Genomic DNA, 19,522 nt, shown 5'->3' with positions numbered 1-19,522 from the left:
TACTCAGGAGCTCCGCATGTCCCTACTGGCCCACCAGGTGAACGAGAGCAGCGCTCTCGCGACCGTTCCGCTGCACACCACCGAGGTGCAGAGGGTCGACGTACCCGACTCCGTCATCTGCTGCCCCGCCGTCGGGGTCCAGGTCGGAGCCGCGCTGGTGGCGGCCTTCGTCGCCGGCTACAACCTCTGAGCCGCCCGTCCCGACCGGTGCGCCGGGCCGTGCTGTTCGGCCCGGCGCACCGCCGACCGCATCCGACGCCCAGTCGGCACGAAGGGGAAGATCTGTTATGGCGAGACTGCCGCGGCTGCTGCGTGCCGCCGTGTCGCCGCCCAGGGTGAGCCGCTCCTCGGCGCTCACCACCATGGAACGGCTCAGCGCGACGACCCATCTGGTGTCGAGCCTGGAGTACCTGGTCACGGAGAAGGACCGGCAGCCCGGCGGGATGAACGACTGGCGCGTCGGCAGGGAACAGTTCCGTGCCTGGCCCGCGCCGGTCCGCAAGGTGCTCGACGTGGTGTCGAGCCCCCGGGGCAGCCGGGTGCTGCACGGCGCGCGGGTCGTCGCGGCGGCGGCGCTCCTCGCTCCGCTCCCGCGACGCGGCCGGCTCGCGGCCGATCTGGTCCTGTCGGCCACCTCGCTGGCGATGTACCCGCGCAACCACTACGGCACCGACGGTTCCGACCAGGTGTCGTTCCTCGTACAGACCACCGCCACCATCGCGCGGGCCGTCGAGCACAGGCCCCGGGCCGTCGACGCCTGCCTGTGGTTCGCCGGCCTTCAGTCGGTGCTGTCGTACGCGACGTCCGGCTGGGTCAAGGTGTCCAGTCCGACCTGGCGCGGCGGCCGGGCGCTGCCCGGGGTGATGCGCACCAAGTCCTATGGCGAGGCCACGACTTGGCGTCTGCTCAAGAAATACCCGCGCGCCGCACAAGCGCTGAGCACCGGTGTGCTCGCGCTGGAGTGCGCGTTCCCCGCGGTCCATCTGGCCAGGGGCCGGGCGGCCCCGCTGCTGGTGGCCGCGGTCGGCGGCTTCCATTTCGCCAACGCGGGCGTGATGGGTCTGGGGCGGTTCCTCACTTCCTTCTGCTCCCTGCACCCCGCCGTGCTCTATGTCGCGGGACCGCGCGTCAGGACCTGGCCGGACGGCCGGATGGAACGGCGTCACGACGCCTTTCCCGTGGCCGTCGGTGGTCTGCTGACGGCCGCTCTCGCCGCGGGCATCGTCTTCCGGACCCGGCAACGCCGGATCGTGCTGCGCGGGCGGGGCGACGAGCGGGAGATGACAACGGCGTCGGGCAACACCCTGTCGTACCGGTGGTCCGAGGACCCGGCCGCGGCGATCGACCCCACCGCGCCGGTCGTCGTCCTGGAGCACGCGCTCAGCTCGACCCCCGAACGCGCCGAGTGGCTCGTCTCCGCACTCTCGAAGCACCATCCAGTGGTCACGTATCAGCGCGCGGGCTACGGCCGGAGCGGCTACGCGGGATCCGGACACTTCGACATCGACTCCGCCGCCGACGATCTGGCCGACCTCGTCGTCCATGTGGCGGGCGACCGGCCCGTCGTGCTCGTCGGTCACTCCCTCGGCGGCTATCTGGTGGCCAGGGCCGCCCCGAGGCTGCCCGGGCAGGTCGTCGGACTCGGGCTGATCGACCCCGGCCACCCGGGCGAGATGAACGAGAACCCCGGCACTCAGGATCCGGACGGGCAGCGGGTGACCGATGTCCTCAGCCAGATGGCGATATCCCTGCGCCTGTGCCTGGGGCCGCTGCTCAAGAGCCCGGACTGGCTGGGTCAACTGCCGCCCGAGGTACGCGAGCTGGCCGAGGCGCACTACCGGGACCCGGCCGTGTGGTCGGCGGCGCTGCGCGAGTGGCGCGGCAGCCTCGCGCGGTTCCGGCTGTACGAGGGACCGCTGCCCGCCACCGGCGTACCGGTGTGCCTGGTCACCTGCGCCAAGACGAACGAACTGACCGCGCCCCAGAAGGATCTCCAGGACGAGTACGCCCAGGTGGCGCCCCGCTCGGTGCGGCACGTCGTGGACGTCCACCGCGACGCCGTGGTCGGTGAGCGGGCCTCGGCCACCCGGGTGGCGGAGCTGATGTCCGAGTTCATCGGCGGGCTGGACGACAGCGCCGCGGATCGCGAGGAGGAGACGGCCGATGCCCGTTCGCGGCTTTGACGTTCACGTGCCCGGCGTACCGCGCGGGGTGGCCGGAGCACTTCGCCGGGCGGGCGGCGTACCGCGTGGGGCGGGCGGCCATGACGCGGTGACCGCGCTGACGATCGGCGGTCTGGCCGCCTGGTTCACCCTCACCGTGCTGAGCCAGCACCCCAAGCGGGAGTTCGACCGGCTCGCGGAGTACGACAAGTCGGGTATCGCCGTACCGAACTGGCGCTTCTTCGCTCCCGAACCCGCCCAGCACGACTACCACGTCCTGCTCCGGACGGAGACGGCCGACGGGCGGGGGACCGACTGGGCGGAGGCGTCGGCCATCACACCGCGCCGTCCGGTCCAGATGGTGTGGTTTCCCGGCCGTCGCCGGGAGAAGGCGCTCTTTGACGTCTGTCATGAGCTGATCGCGGTCATGCGGAAGTCCGGCGGGGATCTGACGCGTACGACGGGCTACCGGATGCTGCGGAACGCGGTGGCCCGGTCCGTTCGGGAGACGACGGGTGACGGCGCCCCGCCCCGGGGCTTCCAGTTCGTGGTCGCCCGCCACACCGGTCATGACACGGGCCACGAGCCGGACTATGTCTTCGTCTCCCCCTATATCCCGTACGACTGCGCGGACCCGTACGTCTGAGCCCGGAACAACTCGGGAGCGACCGCGCGGCGCACCGTCACCCTCACCCCGTGACAGCACCCGCCCGCGGCCCGTCGACATGCCGGGCCGCAGGTGGGGGGTGGTGCCCGCACACCGTCTTGTTCGAACGCATACGATCCCTTCGTGTCCAAACTGACCGACGTGCCCAAACGGATCCTGATCGGGCGGGCGCTGCGTAGCGACAGGCTCGGGGAGACTCTCCTCCCCAAGCGCATCGCCCTGCCCGTCTTCGCCTCCGATCCGCTGTCCTCGGTGGCGTACGCGCCGGGAGAAGTCCTCCTCGTCCTGTCCATCGCGGGTGTGTCGGCCTACCACTTCAGCCCGTGGATCGCGCTGGCCGTCGTGGTCCTGATGTTCACGGTCGTCGCGTCGTACCGGCAGAACGTGCACGCCTATCCGAGCGGCGGCGGCGACTACGAGGTCGCCGGCACCAACCTCGGCCCCAAGGCCGGCCTCACCGTCGCCAGCGCGCTGCTCGTCGACTACGTACTGACCGTGGCGGTGTCGATCTCCTCCGGTGTGGAGAACCTCGGGTCCGCGATCCCCTTCGTGGTGGAGAACAAGGTTCTCTGCGCCATCGGGATAATCGTGCTGCTCACGCTGATGAATCTGCGCGGGGTGAGGGAGTCGGGCAAGCTCTTCGCGATCCCGACGTATGTCTTCGTCGGCGGGGTCTTCCTCATGATCATCTGGGGCGCGTTCCGGGGACTCGTACTCAACGAGACCATGCGCGCCCCGACCTCCGACTTCGAGATCAAGGCCGAGCATCAGGGCCTGGCCGGCTTCGCGCTGGTCTTCCTGCTGCTGCGGGCCTTCTCCTCCGGCTGCGCCGCGCTGACCGGTGTCGAGGCGATCAGCAATGGCGTCCCGGCCTTCCGCAAGCCGAAGAGCAGGAACGCGGCGACGACCCTCGCCCTGATGGGCGGCCTCGCCGTCACGATGTTCTGCGGCATCATCGGCCTGGCCATGGCCACCGATGTCAAGATGGCGGAGTCGCCCGGCACGGACCTGCTCCGCGACGGAGTCCCGGTCGGCTCGGGCTATGTGCAGAACCCCGTCATCTCGCAGGTCGCCGCCGCCGTCTTCGGCAGCGACACGTTCCTGTTCGTCCTGCTCGCCGCGGCCACCGCGCTGGTCCTCTTCCTCGCCGCCAACACCGCGTACAACGGCTTCCCGGTGCTCGGCTCGATCCTCGCCCAGGACCGCTATCTGCCGCGCCAACTGCTCACCCGCGGTGACCGGCTGGCCTTCTCCAACGGCATCGTGGTGCTGGCCGGCGCCGCGGCCCTGCTCGTCGGCCTCTACGGCGCGGACTCCACCCGGCTGATCCAGCTCTATATCGTCGGTGTCTTCGTCTCCTTCACCCTCAGCCAGACCGGCATGGTCCGGCACTGGAACCGCCATCTGCGGACCGAGCGGGACCCGGCCAAGCGCCGCCATATGATCCGGTCCCGCGCGATCAACACCTTCGGCGCCTTCTTCACCGGTCTGGTGCTGGTGGTCGTGCTGGCGACCAAGTTCACCCATGGCGCCTGGGTCGCGCTGCTCGGCATGGTGATCTTCTACGGGACGATGACCGCGATCCGTAAGCACTACGACCGGGTCTCGGCGGAGATCGCCGCCGCCGAGGGACCGTCCGACGACAGCGTCCGGCCGTCCCGGGTGCATTCGATCGTGCTGGTCTCCAAGGTCCACAAGCCCACGCTGCGCGCCCTCGGTTACGCCAAGCTGATGCGCTCGGACACCCTGGAGGCGCTCAGCATCAATGTCGACCCGGCGGAGACGAAGCAGCTCAGGGAGGAGTGGGAGCGGCGCGGCATCAACGTACCGCTGAAGATCCTCGACTCCCCGTACCGCGAGATCACCCGGCCGGTGATCGAGTACGTGCGCGGGCTGCGCTCGGAGAACCCGCGCGACGCGGTGAGCGTCTATATCCCGGAGTATGTGGTCGGCCGCTGGTACGAGCATCTGCTGCACAACCAGAGCGCGCTGCGGCTCAAGGGGCGGCTGCTCTTCACCCCAGGGGTGATGGTGACCTCGGTGCCGTACCAGCTGGAGTCCTCGGAGCTGGCGAAGAAGCGGGCGAAGAGGCGCGCGGCGTATGTGGCGCCGGGCGCGGTCAGGCGCGGTCCGGTGGACTCGCGGCCGAAGGAGCCGGACGGGAAGGGCACGTAGACTGGTGGGCTGTCGCCGCCCCCGTCCCCTTACCCCCTCTTCTGCTCACTCCTTCCCCCGCTGCCCCCCTTTCCCCCCTGCCCCCTTGCCCCCCTTCCTCGTTAACTCTGATCTTTTGGAGCCACCTCCCATGTCAACAGAACCGAAGGCTTCGCTGATCGGGGAGGAGTACGAGGTCGAGGTGGGCCCCGTCGCCCATGGCGGCCACTGCATCGCCCGTACCGCCGGGGGCCGTGTGCTCTTCGTACGGCACGCCCTGCCCGGCGAGAAGATCGTCGCGCGCGTGACGGAGGGCGAGGAGGACTCCCGCTATCTCCGCGCCGACGCGGTGAAGATCATCGAGCCGTCGAAGGACCGGGTCGTGGCCCCGTGCCCGTACGCGGGCCCCGGCCGGTGCGGCGGCTGCGACTGGCAGCACGCCAAGCCGGGCGCGCAGCGGCGTTTCAAGGGCGAGGTCATCGCCGAACAGCTCCAGCGGCTCGCGGGCCTCACCCCGGAGGAGGCGGGCTGGGACGGAACGGTCATGCCCGCACCCGGCGACAAGCTGCCCGCGGGCGAGGTGCCGGCCTGGCGCTCGCGCGTGCAGTACGCGATCGACAAGGACGGTCGCGCGGGGCTGCGCAAGCACCGGTCGCACGAGGTGGAGCCGGTCGAGCACTGCATGATCGCCACGGAAGGCGTCAGCGAACTGGGTGTGGAGCGGCGCGAGTGGCCGCAGATCGCCACGGTCGAGGCGATCGCGGCCTCGGGCTCCGGCGACCGACAGGTGATCCTCACCCCGCGCGAGGGGGGCCGGCTGCCACTGGTGGAACTGGACAAGCCGGTGTCCGTCCTGCGAGTGGACGAGCGCGACGGAGGAGTGCACCGGGTCCATGGCCGCGCCTTTGTCCGCGAGCGTGCCGACGGCCGTACGTACCGCGTCGGCATGGGCGGCTTCTGGCAGGTCCACCCACAGGCGCCACAACTGCTGGTGGAGGCCGTGATGCAGGGCCTGATGCCGAGGAAGGGCGAGACGGCACTCGACCTGTACTGCGGGGTGGGCCTCTTCGCCGGGGCGATCGCGGAGCGCGTCGGGGAGACCGGCGCGGTCCTCGGCATCGAATCCGGCAAACGCGCGGTCGAGGACGCCAGGCACAACCTCCAGGACATGCCCCGGGTCCGCGTCGAACAGGGCAAGGTCGACCAGGTCCTGCCGCGCACCCGAATCACCGAAACGGACCTCATCGTCCTGGACCCGCCCCGCGCGGGCGCGGGCAAGCAGACGGTCACGTACCTCTCGGACCTGGGCGCCCGCCGCATCGCCTACGTGGCCTGCGACCCGGCGGCCCTCGCCCGTGACCTGGCGTACTTCCGAGAGGGCGGCTACCGGCCGCGCACGCTGCGGGCTTTCGACTTCTTCCCGATGACCCATCACGTGGAGTGCGTGGCGATTCTGGAGCCGGTCGCGAAGGGCGCCTGACGCGCGGGTTTGTCGGCCCGGGTAGTCGCCTCGGCAACACCGTGGTGTGCCGAGGCGCTCACCGTGTCCGCGGATCACGTCTGAGCTCGCCTGGCCACGGCACCGCCCGATTCCCGCCGGTTGAATCCGCTGTTCCGTGACTCGCCCCTGCCATGGACCTGTCGGCCCCATTGACCCGTCGGCGTTCGCATATCTAGTCTCCGTCTCTATACGTAGACGGCGTTCTGATGTGGAGACCGCATCACCCGATCCGTGCGACAACGCCCCTCGACCAACGAAGGATTCATGTCATGAGCCAACCCTTCGTCACTCGCTTCTCCGTGTATCCGGTGGCGGGCCGTGACTCCATGCTGCTCAATCTCTCCGGCGCGCACGCCCCGTACTTCACCCGGAACGTCCTGGTCGTCGAGGACTCGCAGGGCCGGACGGGGCTGGGCGAGGTGCCGGGAGGCGAGGAGATCACCCGGACCCTGCGCGAGGCGGAGTCCCTCGTCGTCGGTGCCCGGGTGGGCGACTACAAGCGCGTCCTGCGTGCCGTGGGGGAGCGGTTCGGCGGCCGTGACGAGCGCGGGCGAGGCGAGCAGACCTTCGACCTGCGTACCGCGGTGCACGCCGTCACGGCCGTCGAATCCGGACTGCTCGATCTGCTGGGCCAGCACCTGGACGTACCGGTCGCCGCACTGCTCGGCGATGGCAAGCAGCGTGATTCCGTGCGGGTGCTCGGCTATCTGTTCTACGTGGGCGACCCCGGCCGGACCGACCTGGAGTACGTCCGCGAGCCCGAATCCGCCGTGGAGTGGTACCGGATCCGCCGCGAGGAGGCGCTGACCCCGGAAGCGATCGTCCGCCAGGCGGAGGCCACGTACGCGCGCTACGGCTTTCGCGACTTCAAGCTCAAGGGCGGTGTGCTGGCGGGTGCGGAGGAGGTCAAGGCGGTACGGGCGCTCAAGGAACGCTTCCCCGAGGCGAGGATCACCCTCGATCCCAACGGAGCCTGGTCACTGCGGGAAGCCGTCGAGCTGTGCCGGCCCCTGGTCGGGACGCTCGCCTACGCCGAGGACCCCTGCGGAGCCGAGAGCGGCTACTCGGGCCGGGAGATCCTCGCGGAGTTCCGCCGCGCCACCGCGCTGCCCACCGCGACCAACATGATCGCGACCGACTGGCGCCAGCTCGGCCACGCGCTGGCGCTCCGGTCCGTGGACATCCCGCTCGCGGACCCGCACTTCTGGACCATGCAGGGGTCGGTGCGGGTGGCCCAGCTGTGCGATGCGACGGGGCTGACCTGGGGGTGCCACTCCAACAACCACTTCGACATCTCCCTCGCCATGATGGCCCACTGCGGAGCCGCGGCCCCCGGTGACTACAACGCGCTGGACACGCACTGGATCTGGCAGGAGGGCCTGGAACGCCTGACCGTCGAAGCCCCGCGGATCGTCGACGGCGCGGTCACCGTCGACGACACCCCGGGACTCGGTGTCCGCCTCGACATGGACCGGCTGCTCGCTGCCCATGAGCTCTACCTGGCGAAGGGGCTCTCGGGACGTGACGACGCCGTCGGGATGCGCTACCTGGTGAGCGACTGGACCTTCGACAGCAAGCGTCCCTGCCTGGCGCGGTGACTCCGGTGACCCGAGTCGATGAGCCGCGTCCGTGAGCCGAGTCCCGTGAGCCGCGTCCGTGAGGCGGCGGGCGCGGGCCGGCGAGGCGCGGTCGCGGGACGGGCGGGACGGCGAGGCGCGGACCCGAGCGCGATCACCTCTCGCCGCCCGCCTACTCGGGCCTCGCGTTCCCGCCTTCCGGGCGCTCGTCCGTCTCGACCAGCCGGGCGAGATTCGCCAAGGCCATGCGGGTGCCCAGCTCGTTGTCGGCGGCGGGCACATCGTCGGGAATTCCCTCGTGCACGATCAGAACATCCGTCGCGCCGTCCACGTCCGCGTCGGTGAGGGTGGTCGTCATCGTCATCGTCCCGCCGAGGCCGGGCTCCGCCGTCTCGAACGCGAACACCTCGGTCACCCGCTCGTCGGGCACCAGCCGCGCGAAGTGACCGTGGTACGTATCGGTGTGCGCGCCCGACTTGCCGCTCCCCGTGGGCTCGTCGTAGGTGAGTGAGACGCGGAACGTGCCGCCTTCGCGAGGATCGAACGTGTGTACGTGACTGGTCATGCCATCAGGCACCCGCCATCGCGCGATCGCGTCCGCGTCGAGAAGCGCTCGGTAGACGGCGGCGCGGGGCGCGTTCACGCGTCGGGAGACTCGCGTCGAATACATGGCCCTCAACGTATCGCCGGTGGCCTTCGCGGTGGGGGCGGTGGTGGCACGCCGAGATTCGGCGACCTGGTCCTGGTTCCCCGAGACGGGATGGATATATCAATCATTTTGATTTATCGTCTGTCCCACAGCACTCGCACAGCACCACTGCCTGCCGTACCGGGACGGAAGGAACCACCATGTCGGGCGACATCTTGGTCAGCGCCCTCGCGAACGCCCCCGCGACCCCGCTGCCGCACTTCTGGAGCCGCGTCGTCGGCGCGGGACGCGCCAACGAGGGGCTGCGCGCCGACTGGCAGCGCCAGCTCCGTGAGGCCCACGACGCGTGCGGCTTCGAGTACATCCGCTTCCACGGGCTCTTCCACGACGACATGTTCGTGTACACGGAGCGTGCGGACGGCACCGCCGTACACAACTTCCAGTACGTCGACGCGCTCTTCGACTTCCTCCTCGATCTCGGGGTACGGCCGTTCGTGGAGTTCGGCTTCAGCCCGCGTGCCCTCGCCCGGGAGACCAACACCGTCTTCTGGTGGGGAGCGCACGGAGCCCCGCCCGTGGACCTCGACAAGTGGGCCGCGCTGATCGACGCCATCACCCGCCACTGGATCACCCGGTACGGGATCGAGGAAGTGCGCCGGTGGTACTTCGAGGTGTGGAACGAGGCCAACCTCTGGGGTTTCTTCCACGGCACCCGCTCCGAGTACTTCGAGCTGTACAAGGTCACGGCGGGCGCGGTGAAGAACGTCGACCAGCGGCTGCGCGTCGGCGGACCCGCCACCTCCAACTTCGTCCCCGACGAGCGCTTCGGCGGGGAGTCCGAGGATGTCTCCCGGCGCATCGTCGCGGGCCGCGACGACATCGACGACCTGGAATGGCGCCCGGTGTGGATGGCGGCCTTCCTGGACTACTGCGCCGAGGAAGGGCTGCCCGTCGACTTCGTCTCCACCCACCCGTACCCCACGGACTGGGCGCTGGACGAGCACGGACAGGGCGAGAAGCTCACCCGCGGCAAGGACGCCACCCCGGTCGACCTGGCCCTGCTGCGCGATCTGATCGCCAAGAGCCCGTTTCCGGACGCCGAGATCCATCTCACCGAGTGGTCCTCGTCCTCCTCGCCGCGCGACCACACCCATGACACGCTGCCGGCCGCCACCTACGTCACGCGCTCCATCCTGCACTCGCTCGGTACGGTCGACTCGCTCGCGTACTGGACGTTCACGGATGTCTTCGAGGAGGGCGGGGCCGGCGACGAGCTGTTCCACGGCGGCTTCGGCATGATCACGCTGCCCGGCATTCCGAAGCCGACATTCCACGCGTACCGCATGCTGCACGCCCTCGGTGACGAGCTGATCGAGCGCGGCGAGGACCATGTCGTGACCCGCTCGGCCGCCACCGGCCGGATCACCGCTCTCGTCCACCACTACCCGCGGGAGGAGCCCAAGTCCGTACCGGCCTCCTTCGACGACCGGTCGACGGCCGAGGCCACCCAGGCCAAGGGCCGGCCCCGGCGGCTGACGCTGGAGATCGGCGCGCTCGCGCCCGGCGCGCCCTTCCGCGTCGAGGTGCTGGACTCCACGCACGGCGACGCCATCGGGGGCTGGCGGGCCCTCGGCTCACCGGCCGCGCCCACCCGCGAACAGCTCGCCCATCTCGACCGGCTGGCCCGTGCCACCGAGGTACGGACCGCCGCCGCCGGTGCGGACGGGGTGCTGCGGCTCGATACGGCCGTCAGTCCCTGGTCGCTCGTCCTCGTCGAGCAGTTGGGCTGACACCGGCGCGGGCGGGCTTCGCCGACACGGCACACACCCCAGCCGGTACGATTCCATCGATTTGACGCACCCAGGGATCGGCGGCATCTGGCCGCCGTCCCTTTCCGGGGCCGGGAGAAGGACTTTGACGAGCAAGAAGGCGAGCGCCGGGAAGGCGTCGATCAGACGTGGCACCAACCTGCCTCGCATGGGTGACTTCAACGAATCCGTCGTCCTGGACGCGATCCGGCGCCACTCCGCGGGCCTGAGCCGGGTCGAACTCGCCCAGGCCACCGGACTGTCGGCGCAGACCGTCTCCAACATCACCCGCAGGCTGCTCGACCAGGGCGTGGCCCGCGAGTCCGGGAAGCAGAGCACCGGCAGTGGCAAACCCCGTACGCTCCTGCGGATCGCTCCCGGGGCCCGGTACGCCGTGGGTGTGCATCTCGACCCGGCCGTCATCACCTACGTACTGCTCGACCTGCTCGGTACGGTCGTCGCCCAGCGCAGCGAGCGGACCCCGCGCGGCGGCGACACCGATGAGGTCGTGGCGGGCATGGCCGCCTCGGTGACCGCGCTGGTGGCCGAGTCGGGGGTGGACAGGGACCGCGTACTGGGCCTGGGGATCGCCGCGCCAGGACCGATCGACGCGGCGGCCGGGCTGGTCGTGGACCCGCCCGAACTGCCCGGCTGGGGCAGCGTTCCGCTGCGCGACCAGCTCAGCGAGGCGACCGGCTATCCGGCGCTGCTGGACAAGGACGTGATCGCCGCCGTCGTCGCGGAGCGCTGGTCCGGGGCGGCCACCGAGAGCCGTAACTTCCTCTTCTTCTACCTCGGCACGGGCTCCGGCATGGGGCTGGTCATCGACGACACCGTGCTGCGCGGCGTCTCGGGCAACGTCGGCGAGGTGGGCGGCCTCGGCGCGGCCTGCTCGACCCGGGTCCTGGTCGACGAGGCCATCGCGCTCGGTGCGCTCGGCGGCGAGTTCACCCCCATGGATCCCGGGGACGCCCAGCGCGGCCTTGAACAGCTGGCCGCCCTCGCCGCACGCGGCGACGAGCGGGCCGGCAGCATCATCGACCGCTGGGGCATCCGGATCGGCCGGGGTGTCTGCGCGGCGGCGACGCTCCTGGACGTGGACACCATCGTCTTCGGCGGACCGATATGGCACCTTCTCGCCGACCGGCTCCTCGCCCTCATCGAGCCGATGGTCGCGCAGTCCCTGTTCGTGAAGCCGATCCACCCCACGCTGGTCATCACGACCGCCGTCGGCGAGAACGTCGCGGCCGTGGGAGCGGCGTCGCTGGTGCTGGACCGTACGCTCTCCGCGCAGCCGAAATCCCTGCTGCTGGGGTGAACCGCGGACCCTGCGGTGAGCCGCGGACACGGGTGAGGCCCCGCCGGTCGGCGGGGCCTCACGCGTCCACGGCGATGGTCAGGGCCGCTGCACACTGCCGTCCGTGTTGCGCAGCAGCGCCCAGCGGTCGTGCTCCAGCGGCTCGGTCACCGGATACCCGCGTGCGGCCGACTCGTCGAAGTCGACTCCCAGGCCGGGCTGTTCGGAGGGGTACAGCCGCCCCTCGCGCGGCACGGGCGCACCGGGGAAGACCTCCAGGGTCGCTTGCTTGAAGGCGGCGGCCTCCTGGACGCCGAACGCGGGCGAGCTGATGTCGAGGGCCACATTGGCGGCCATGCCGACGGGGCTGACATCGCCGGGGCCGTGCGGCGCCGTCCGTACGCCGAACAGTTCGCAGGCCGCGACGAGTTTGCGGGTGGGTGTCAGGCCGCCCAGCGTGGGGATACGGATCCGGGCGAAGTCGATGACCCGCTGCTCCAGCAGCGGCAGGTACATCGTGATGTCGTGGTACAGCTCGCCCACCGCGAGCGGGACCGAGCCGGCCTGCCGTAGCTGCCCGAAGTGGGCCGCGTCCTCGGGGGCGAGGGCGTCCTCCAGGAAGAACAGCCGCGCGTCCTCCACCTCGTGCACCAGCTCACGGGCCTGCGAGGGGGTCAGCCGCTCGTGCGCGTCGTGCAGCAGTTCCACTCCCGTGCCGACCCGCTCACGGATCTCGCGCAGCACGGGCGGGACATGACGCAGATAGCCCAGGGAGTCCCAGCTCCCGGCGCGCAGCCGGCGCCGGCGGGCTTCGGCCTCGTCGCGCGGGGCCGTGCCGTAGGTGTCCGTACCCGGGACCGCGACCTGGACGCGGACATGGCGGTAGCCGCGCTCGGCGGCGGCGAGCACCCGCTCGGCGATCTCGCCCGCCTCGTGGCCGTCCACGTGCGTGTACGCCTCCGCGGCCTCCCGGGCCCGGCCGCCCAGCAGCTGGTGCACCGGCAGTCCAGCCGCCTTGCCCTTGATGTCCCAGAGCGCCACGTCGACGCCCGCCAGGGCGTTCTGCGCGATCGAACCGCCCCGCCAGTAGCCGCTGTTGAGCAGCAGTCGGTGCAGGTCCTCGATGTCGTGGGGGTCGCGGCCCAGCAGCATCGGACCGAAATAGTCGTCGACGACCGATCGGATCGCCAGGGTGCGCTGCGGGTCGCTGGCGCAGCCGAGCCCGTACAGCCCGGGCTGATTGGTCTCCACGCGCACGATCACGTACGGGCAGCCCTGCGGGGCGCACAGGAAGGTACGGACCGCCGTCACCCGCAGGGAGTCGGAGCCGGGTCGTGCCCAGGGAGCCGGGGCCAGCACCTCCGCGGCCCCCGCACCGTCCGCCGCCCCCGCACCCTCCGCGGCCCCCGCGCTCTCCGTCGTCTCCGCGCTCTCCGTCGTACCCCGTGTCTTCGCTGCCGTCATGGGTTCCCTCCGAGGTGATGGCACGTCCGTGTTTTCCGGGTGTTACAACTGTTGACACCGTACATCAAGTCGATTTAGATTCGCTGCGTCATAGAGGAGCTGGACGAACAGCCCCGAAGAAAGGCGCTGGGAACGTGATACGACTTCTCCCAGCCGCGCGTCGTACCTCGATACTCGCTTCGGTCGCCGCCATGGGTGTGCTGATCGCGGGTTGCGGTTCGAACGGCGGAGACGGTTCCGGACGCGACGAACTCTCCATGTGGACCTTCAAGCAGTCCCATGTGGCCGCCTTGCAGGCGGCAGCGGAAAAATTCACCGCCGAGACCGGAACAAAGGTGAACATTCAGGCGGTGACGCCGGATGATGCCTTTCTGACCAAGGTTCAGGCCGCGGCCCGCACCAACGATCTGCCCGATGTGCTCGAAGTGCACTCCAACGGCGACGACCTCGCGTTCGGCGGGGCGGGGCTGCTGGAAGACCTCTCCAAGGAAGTCGACCAGAAATGGCTCGACCAGTACCTCCCCCAGGTCCTCAAGGACGGCACGGTCACGCCCGAGGTCTACAAGGCGTCGCTCACCGAGGGCTCCAAGACCCAGGGTGTCCAGCTCGGGCAGCGATTCAGTGTGCCGCTCACCGTCGGCACTCAGGGCGTTGTCTATATGAACAAGAGCCGCGCGGCGAAGGCCGGGGTGACCAGGGCGCCGGCCACCTGGGAGGAATTCATCGACGCCCTCGACAAGGTGAAGAAGGCATTCCCCGACACCGGTGGTGTGACCGTCGGGGTGAAGCAGCCCTCCACGGCCCTGGAATGGCTGATGCAGCCGATGGCGTTCGGGATGCTCGGAAAGCAGAAGTTCGAGGCGCTCTTCGGCCCGGACGCCGCTCAGGGCTGGTCGTCACCGAACGGCCAGAAAGTGCTGAACACCTACAACCAGGTGACCCCGTACTGGATGCCCGGCACCCAGTCCAAGGGGATCGACGAGGCGGATCTCGCCTTCGCCCAGGGCAAGGCGTCCTTCGACATCGGCGGCACCTACACACTGGCGTTTCTCGCCGAGAACGGCTACGACGCGGACAATCTCATGACGTTCCCCGTGCCGCCGCCGAAGGACGCCGCCATCCCCGATCTCCAGCTCTCGCCCTTCTCGCTCACGGGTCTCTCCATCACCCGGAAATCGGAGAAGAAGGACGAAGCGCTGCAATGGCTGAAGTTCCTGTCCAGGGACGATGTCGCGGCCGGCTTCGGAAAACAGGCGCTCGACGTGCCGCCGAATGATCTCGCCAAGAGCCAGAGCGCCGCGCTCGGCCCTGTCCTGAATTCCATGGAGGCGGCCTTCGGCTCCGGCGAGAACTCCTACAACGCCGGCTATACCGCCTACCGTCCCAGCCTGTACGACCCCGGAAAGGTCGGAGCCGTACTGGCCCAGTTCACCCCGCTGACGTCACGCAGCGCGGAAAGTACGGGTGCGCAGATGAGTTCCATGATCAAGTCCTACTGGGCGGAGCAGAACAGATGACCGCCGGAACCGGTACGGCGACGGCCGCCGGCACCGGAAAGGGCGCGCTCCCCTCCTCCGCCGGAGAGCGGGGCGGCGGCGCACCTCGCCGCGGCCCCTTCCGCGGACCGCGCGAGAAGCGCAAGCAGGCCGCCTGGGGCTATCTCTTCGTCGCTCCCGCGATCGCCCTGTTCGCCGTCATGGGCGTCTACACGATCGTCTACGGATTCTCGCTGAGCTTCGCCCAGTGGAACGGCTTCTGGCCCGAATGGAACTGGCGCGGCCTGCGGAACTACACGGATCTGCTCGGCGGCAGCCCGACGTACTGGCCGATCGTGAAGAAGGCCGCGGTCAACACCCTGTGGGTTGTCATCGCGGTCCCGCTGCTCACCGTGCTCGTCGCGTTCCCCCTCGCCCTCGTACTGAACCAGGTCAAGCGCTTCCAGGGCGTCCTGCGCTCCGTCTACTTCGTGCCGTACGTGACGACCGGGATCGCCGTCTACTTCGCCTGGAACTACATCCTGGAGCCCAATGGCGCCATCAACCTGCTGCTGAAGTCCCTCGGCCTCGGCTCGCTCCAGCAGCCGCAGGGCTGGCTCGGCAACCCGGACACCGCCCTCGCCACGATGATCGTCGTCATGGTCTGGTCGGCCGTGCCGGTGGCGATGCTGCTCTATCTGACCGGGCTCCAGTCGCTGGACAGTTCCCTGCTGGAGGCCGCGCAGATCGACGGCGCCGGCTGGCTGCGCTCCACCACGATGGTCGTATGGCCGCTCATGAAGCCCATCACCGTCGTCGTGCTCCTGCTCAATGTGCGTGACTCCCTCCAGGGCTTCCAGTCCTTCCTGATCATGACCAACGGCGGTCCTGGCGACTCCACGAGCGTCCTGGGTCTGGAGACCTATCGGCTCGCCTTTCTCTCCGAGCTGTCCCCGACGCTGGGTCTCGCCAGTGCTCTGGGCTGGCTCCTGTTCCTGGCGGCCCTCGTCGTCGCCTTCATCAACCAGCGGGTGATGAGGAGGATGGGATGAGCGGCGAAACCCTCTCCCCACCGCGACCGGCGGGCATCCGCGCCCAGGGCCGGACCGTACCGCGCACCGGCGGCCGGAAACCTGTCGGCAGGACCGTCGTCCGTACCGTCGTCGGGATCGTGCTCGCCGCCTACGCGGCGGTCAGCGTCTATCCGTTCCTGTGGATGGTCTCGGCGGCCTTCAAGACCAACAAGGAGGTCCAGGAGGGTGGTCATCTCATACCGCACGACCCGACCCTCCGTACCTTCGCCGACACCTGGAGCAAGCTCGACTTCTTCGACTACTTCCTCAACAGCGTCAAGGTCACCGTCCTGACGACCGTGCTGGTCGTGGTGGTCTACTCGGCCGCCTCCTACGCCTTCTCCGTGCTGGCGTTCCCCGGCAAGAAGTGGCTGTACCGGCTCTTCCTGGTACTGCTCTTCGTCCCCGGAGTGGTGACGCTGCTGCCGATCGTGCTGCTGGAGAGCAAGCTCGACATCCTCGGCACCCACTGGGGCCTGATCCTGCCGTTCGTCAACGGCAGCGCCCCACTGGCGATCCTGCTGCTGACCAACGCCTTCAGTGCGGTGCCGGCGGAGCTGCGCGAGGCGGCTCGGATGGACGGCGCGGGCGAGCTGCGGATCTTCAGCCGGATCTATCTGCCGCTGGCCCGGCCGGCGGTCATCACCATCGCGCTGCTCACGGCCATCCCGACCTGGAACGAGTACCAGCTCACCCGGATCTCGCTGAACGACCCGCACACGTACACGCTGCCGATCGCGCTCCAGGCGATGCAGTCGCAGAGTGTCGTGCAGTACAACTCGCTGATGGCGGCGGCTCTGATCATGGTGGTCCCGGTGATCGTCCTGTTCCTGTGCGCCCAGCGCTATTTCGTCAACGGATTGATGGGAGCGGTCAAGGGATGAGCGGGCGGACGGTACGGAAGAGCCCCCGGACGGTACTGGTGACCGGGGCGGCCGGCGGGATCGGCCGGGCCGTCGTGGCGGACCTCATCGGCGCGGGCTTCCGCGTCGTGGGCGCCGATCTGGCGCGGGGTGACGGCGAGGACGGCTGTGTCCGGTTCGTCACCGGCGATCTGAGCGAGGCGAAGACGGTCACCGAGTGCTTCGCCGCCGCACAGAAGGCGGCGGCGGAAGAGGACGGCGCGTTCGTCGGGGTCGTCCATCTCGCGGCGTACCCGGCGCCCGGCATCGTGTCGGAGGACGAGACCCTGCGCGCCAACGTCCTCGCCGCCTATCTGGTGTTCCAGGAGGCCGGCCGGCTCGGCGTGCCGCGTGTCGTCGGCGCCTCCAGCGCGGCGGCCGTCGGCATCGCGTGGGCCGACCGGGATCTGCACCCGGTGTACGTCCCCGTGGACGAGGACCACCCCGATCTCACCGTCGACTCCTACGGCCTGTCGAAGGTCATGTCCGAGAAGGCCGCGCAGTTCACGACCCGGCGCCATGGCACGGTCACCGTCATGCTGCGGTTCCCGTTCGTCGGCGCGGGCGCCCGGCTGCGGGAGCGGCTGGCGCAGGTGCACGGCGACCCCGCGTCCAACCGCCGTGAACTGTGGGGGTGGCTGCACACCCGGGACGCCGCCCGTGCCGTACGGGCCGCCCTGACGGCGGACCTCACGGGCCACCATGTCGTCAACGTGGCCGCGCCCGACAGCGCGGCCCTGGAACCCACCCGGGAGCTGCTGGCGACGTACCACCCCAGCAGCGAGATCCGGGGCGCGCTCGACGGTCACGCGTCGCTGTTCGACACCACCCGCAGCCGTGAGCTCCTCGGGTTCACCGCGGCGGGGCGGGAGGAGATCACGGAGGCGGACTGAGCTTCGCGCCGCCGCCCGGGTAGCGGGCGATCGGGCGCCGGGCCACCGACGGGTGGTGGCGCTGCCGGAGGGTGACTCCGGCAGCGCCACCACCCGTCGCACGTTTCCGGGCCGGTACGTCATATCTCTCCCCGAGCCTTCTCCGAAGCCCCGATGAAGCCCCCGATGAAGCCCCTGATCTTTCCTTGATCGCCTTTCCGTTCATCGTCGGGCGACGCGATGAACGGGCCCGAAGAATGCCCGAGTTGGTCAATCGCCAGAAAACCGCGAGGTGGGCGTCACTCCTTCATCCGTCGTGAACTGCCGTTTGCGGAAAGGGAATTCTTCGAATGTGATCCGCTCTTCGATGAAAGACGGTCGGAGAACCGCCACATGGCCCTGGTTGTTCGAATGTGAGAGAGCGTCAGCGGCGCGTATGGCTCCCTTGTGGAGGTCGGGTCCACGGGTCGGATCCGATGCCGCGCACCCGCACCTTTATGGGCGATTTATCTCAGTTCTCCCTGAAGTCCAATTCTTTGTCGTTCGCTCGACTTTCTCCGCTCTGTGTCCCGTTGTGACCTGGACATTTCCGTCATGCGCGTGATGTGTGTCACGTAAGTGCCCGGCCCGCCGCCTGCCTTCTCGTTCATTTCGCCTGTGTGGAAGGCGAGTTGAGCTTCCCGGTATCGGGCCGATAACGAGATCATTTCGGGTCGGATTCATGAATTGGATTCCGTTGTGAATTCAGGGCTTGTTTCGTTCGGGCGCCCTCGCTTACGTTCTCGTTACTCCGGACGGAACGCCGAATCCTGCCGCCGCCCGGAAACACACACCCACCCACGCCCGGCAGGAGCGGGGGACCCAGGTAAGTCGCCGATCCGTACTCAGGACCGGCTTGGGGTTAAGCCGCATTCACCATGCGGCCGGGCATCTCCAGTCCGAACCCGACAGCTCACCTCGCAGGCGCAGGAGAGGAATTCGTCATGGCCTCAAAGGCTAAGCACCGTCGTCCCAAGAACAGCCCTGTCGCCAGAGGTCTCGTCACCGCGGGCACGGGCGGTGCCGTACTCGCCTTCCCCTTGCTGGCCGCCACCACCGCCCAGGCGGCCCCGGCAGCGCACACCGCCGCCAGCGCCAAGGTGACCCTGACTCCGGCCGCCGTCGTCCAGACGGACACCCCGACGACCTACTCCGTCGTCTGGGGCGACTCGCTGTCCAAGATCGCCGACGACTTCTCCCTGAGCGGCGGCTGGCAGCAGCTCTACGAGGACAACCGCGATGTCATCGGCGGCGACCCGTGCCTGATCCACCCCGGTCTCACGCTGACGCTCGGAACGGCGTCCGCGTCGGAGGCCCCCGCCGACTCCGCCGCCGACTCCGCCCCCGCCGAGGAGGCCGCGCCGGCGGCCGAGGAGAGCACCGACGAGAGCGCCTCGGCCGACACCGCCGCCGCGACCACCGAGACCGCCACGACGACGTACGCCGACAACCTGGACGGCTGGATCCGGGAGTCGCTGGACGTCATGGCGGCGAACGGCATCCCCGGCTCCTACGAGGGCATCCACCGCAACATCATGCGCGAGTCCTCGGGCGACCCGTGGGCCATCAACAACTGGGACTCCAACGCCGCGGCCGGCACCCCGTCCAAGGGGCTCCTTCAGGTCATCGACCCCACGTTCGAGGCCTACCACGTGCCCGGTACGTCGACGGACAGCTACGACCCGGTCGCCAACATCACCGCCGCGTCCAACTACGCGGCCGACCGTTACGGTTCGATCGACAACGTGAACGGCCCCTACTGACAGGCCCGCACACCGCACACCGCTCGCGGCAGGCCGGACAGCCCTCAGGGCTGGTCCGGCCCTGCCGCGTTCCGGGCTCGTTCGTTCCCTCGTTCCCGTGCTCCGCGATCCCGGCGGAG

General features: G+C 69.5%; 15 protein-coding genes and 1 riboswitch. Of the genes, 13 read left to right on the top strand and 2 right to left on the bottom strand.

Annotated features, from left to right (window positions below; all coding sequences use genetic code 11):
• Positions 1–16: 16 nt before the first annotated feature.
• From ABTZ59_RS04765 to ABTZ59_RS04740, 6 genes are all read left to right on the top strand, one after another.
• The gene (locus tag ABTZ59_RS04765; protein ID WP_351390590.1) at positions 17–190 is read left to right on the top strand and encodes a hypothetical protein; all 174 of its coding nucleotides are present in this window, start codon (positions 17–19) and stop codon (positions 188–190) included.
• Positions 191–287: 97 nt separating this feature from the next.
• Positions 288–2,183, top strand: a complete 1,896-nt coding sequence (locus ABTZ59_RS04760) for an alpha/beta fold hydrolase (RefSeq protein WP_351390588.1) — start codon at positions 288–290, stop codon at positions 2,181–2,183.
• Complete coding sequence (locus tag ABTZ59_RS04755; RefSeq protein ID WP_351390585.1) at positions 2,164–2,808, top strand: DUF5819 family protein; 645 nt, start codon at positions 2,164–2,166, stop codon at positions 2,806–2,808. Before ABTZ59_RS04760 ends, ABTZ59_RS04755 begins: the two co-directional genes overlap by 20 nt.
• Positions 2,809–2,952: 144 nt before the next feature.
• Positions 2,953–5,004: an APC family permease gene (locus ABTZ59_RS04750; protein WP_351390581.1), complete on the top strand. Its 2,052-nt coding sequence runs from the start codon at positions 2,953–2,955 to the stop codon at positions 5,002–5,004.
• A gap of 130 nt (positions 5,005–5,134) precedes the next feature.
• Positions 5,135–6,463, top strand: a complete 1,329-nt coding sequence (locus ABTZ59_RS04745; RefSeq protein ID WP_351390578.1) for a class I SAM-dependent RNA methyltransferase — start codon at positions 5,135–5,137, stop codon at positions 6,461–6,463.
• A 290-nt stretch (positions 6,464–6,753) separates the two neighbouring features.
• Positions 6,754–8,082: an enolase C-terminal domain-like protein gene (locus tag ABTZ59_RS04740; RefSeq protein ID WP_351390576.1), complete on the top strand. Its 1,329-nt coding sequence runs from the start codon at positions 6,754–6,756 to the stop codon at positions 8,080–8,082.
• Positions 8,083–8,233: 151 nt separating this feature from the next.
• Here the strand turns inward: ABTZ59_RS04740 and ABTZ59_RS04735 are convergent, their stop codons facing one another.
• Positions 8,234–8,731, bottom strand: coding sequence for an SRPBCC domain-containing protein (locus tag ABTZ59_RS04735; RefSeq protein ID WP_351390572.1), 498 nt, complete (start codon positions 8,729–8,731; stop codon positions 8,234–8,236).
• A 179-nt stretch (positions 8,732–8,910) separates the two neighbouring features.
• Here ABTZ59_RS04735 and ABTZ59_RS04730 point away from each other — a divergent pair, with 179 nt between their 5' ends.
• Positions 8,911–10,500, top strand: coding sequence for a GH39 family glycosyl hydrolase (locus ABTZ59_RS04730; protein ID WP_351390568.1), 1,590 nt, complete (start codon positions 8,911–8,913; stop codon positions 10,498–10,500).
• Positions 10,501–10,624: 124 nt separating this feature from the next.
• On the top strand, positions 10,625–11,836 hold the full coding sequence (locus ABTZ59_RS04725; protein ID WP_351390566.1) for an ROK family protein: 1,212 nt from the start codon (positions 10,625–10,627) through the stop codon (positions 11,834–11,836).
• 78 nt (positions 11,837–11,914) lie between these two features.
• Here the strand turns inward: ABTZ59_RS04725 and ABTZ59_RS04720 are convergent, their stop codons facing one another.
• Positions 11,915–13,279, bottom strand: coding sequence for an enolase C-terminal domain-like protein (locus tag ABTZ59_RS04720; RefSeq protein ID WP_351390562.1), 1,365 nt, complete (start codon positions 13,277–13,279; stop codon positions 11,915–11,917).
• Between the two features lie 191 nt (positions 13,280–13,470).
• Here ABTZ59_RS04720 and ABTZ59_RS04715 point away from each other — a divergent pair, with 191 nt between their 5' ends.
• The 5 genes from ABTZ59_RS04715 (at position 13,471) to ABTZ59_RS04695 (ending at position 19,403) form a co-directional block, all read left to right on the top strand.
• A complete protein-coding gene (locus tag ABTZ59_RS04715; protein ID WP_351390557.1) occupies positions 13,471–14,796 on the top strand; it encodes an ABC transporter substrate-binding protein in 1,326 nt (441 codons plus the stop codon).
• On the top strand, positions 14,793–15,806 hold the full coding sequence (locus tag ABTZ59_RS04710; RefSeq protein ID WP_351390554.1) for a carbohydrate ABC transporter permease: 1,014 nt from the start codon (positions 14,793–14,795) through the stop codon (positions 15,804–15,806). Before ABTZ59_RS04715 ends, ABTZ59_RS04710 begins: the two co-directional genes overlap by 4 nt.
• Positions 15,803–16,711, top strand: a complete 909-nt coding sequence (locus ABTZ59_RS04705) for a carbohydrate ABC transporter permease (protein ID WP_351390551.1) — start codon at positions 15,803–15,805, stop codon at positions 16,709–16,711. Before ABTZ59_RS04710 ends, ABTZ59_RS04705 begins: the two co-directional genes overlap by 4 nt.
• Positions 16,708–17,622: an NAD-dependent epimerase/dehydratase family protein gene (locus ABTZ59_RS04700; RefSeq protein ID WP_351390547.1), complete on the top strand. Its 915-nt coding sequence runs from the start codon at positions 16,708–16,710 to the stop codon at positions 17,620–17,622. Before ABTZ59_RS04705 ends, ABTZ59_RS04700 begins: the two co-directional genes overlap by 4 nt.
• 803 nt (positions 17,623–18,425) lie before the next feature.
• Positions 18,426–18,580, top strand: a riboswitch (cyclic di-AMP (ydaO/yuaA leader).
• Positions 18,581–18,584: 4 nt separating this feature from the next.
• Positions 18,585–19,403 (top strand): LysM peptidoglycan-binding domain-containing protein, encoded by an 819-nt coding sequence (locus ABTZ59_RS04695; RefSeq protein ID WP_351390543.1) that lies wholly within the window; start codon positions 18,585–18,587, stop codon positions 19,401–19,403.
• The last annotated feature ends 119 nt before the right edge of the window (positions 19,404–19,522 follow it).

Source organism: Streptomyces sp. NPDC094034 (genome assembly GCF_040303865.1).
Classification (GTDB): Bacteria; Actinomycetota; Actinomycetes; order Streptomycetales; family Streptomycetaceae; genus Streptomyces.
Note: the sequence above shows the minus strand (reverse complement) of the source record. Positions and strands in the feature narration are given on the sequence as shown.